This is a genomic window from Streptomyces regalis, assembly GCF_001509475.1.
GTDB lineage: Bacteria > Actinomycetota > Actinomycetes > Streptomycetales > Streptomycetaceae > Streptomyces > Streptomyces regalis.
In genome coordinates this window covers 1-1,016 of record NZ_LLZG01000210.1, presented here as the reverse complement: position 1 = coordinate 1,016, position 1,016 = coordinate 1, and the positions used below count along the sequence as shown (strand labels likewise).

The window sequence follows — 1,016 nt, the reverse complement described above, 5'->3', positions numbered from 1 at the left end:
ACGGCAAGCGGGTGCACGAGCTGTCGGGCGGGATGCGCCAGCGCGTCGCCCTGGCCCGTGCGCTCGCCCAGGACAGCAAGCTGCTGCTGATGGACGAGCCGTTCGCCGCGCTCGACGCCATCACCCGCGACGTACTGCACGACGAACTGACCCGCATCTGGCGCGAGACGCAGCTGTCGGTCCTCTTCGTCACGCACAACGTGCGCGAGGCGGCCCGCCTCGCCCAGCGCGTCGTCCTGCTGTCCTCCCGCCCCGGCCGCATCGCCCGCGAGTGGACGGTCGGCATCCCGCAGCCGCGCCGCATCGAGGACACCGCCGTCGCCGAGCTGTCCCGGGAGATCACCGAAGAACTGCGTGGGGAGATCCGCCGCCATGGCCAGCACTGAGTCGACCGCCACCGTCAAGGACGGCAACGATCTCGACGGAGTCGAAGCGGGCCTGGACGCCCTGGAGACGGTCCAGACGAGCCGTACACCGCTGCGCGAGACCCTGATCCGCAAGGTCCTGCCGCCCGTCACCGCGATCGCGCTGGTGCTGGTGGTCTGGCAGCTGCTGGTGTGGGCCGAGGCCGCCCCCGCATACAAGCTCCCCTCGCCGTCCGACGTATGGGGCGAGGTCCGCGAGTCCTGGCTCCAGGGCACCCTCTTCGACTACATCTGGACGTCCGTCTCACGCGGCCTGCTCGGCTTCCTCATGGCCCTCGCCATCGGCACACCGCTCGGCCTGCTGGTCGCCCGCGTGAGATTCGTCCGCGCGGCCATCGGACCCATCCTGTCCGGCCTGCAGTCCCTGCCGTCGGTGGCCTGGGTGGCGCCCGCCGTGCTCTGGCTCGGCCTGAACAACTCGATGATGTACGCCGTCATCCTCCTCGGCGCGGTCCCCTCCATCGCCAACGGTCTGGTGTCCGGCGTCGACCAGGTGCCGCCACTGTTCCTGCGAGCGGGCCGCACGCTGGGCGCGACGGGCCTGAAGGGCACCTGGCACATCGTGATGCCGGCCGCGCTGCCCGGCTACCT

The 1,016-nt window shown here is 71.2% G+C and carries 2 protein-coding genes; both read left to right on the top strand.

All coding sequences use genetic code 11. The annotated features are described in order from the left end of the window. On the top strand, nucleotides 1-386 hold a 386-nt coding region (locus ADL12_RS22595; RefSeq protein ID WP_159053244.1), incomplete at its 5' end, for an ATP-binding cassette domain-containing protein. Further along, on the top strand, nucleotides 373-1,016 hold a 644-nt coding region (locus ADL12_RS22590), incomplete at its 3' end, for an ABC transporter permease (protein WP_062704513.1). The genes ADL12_RS22595 and ADL12_RS22590, both read left to right, overlap by 14 nt.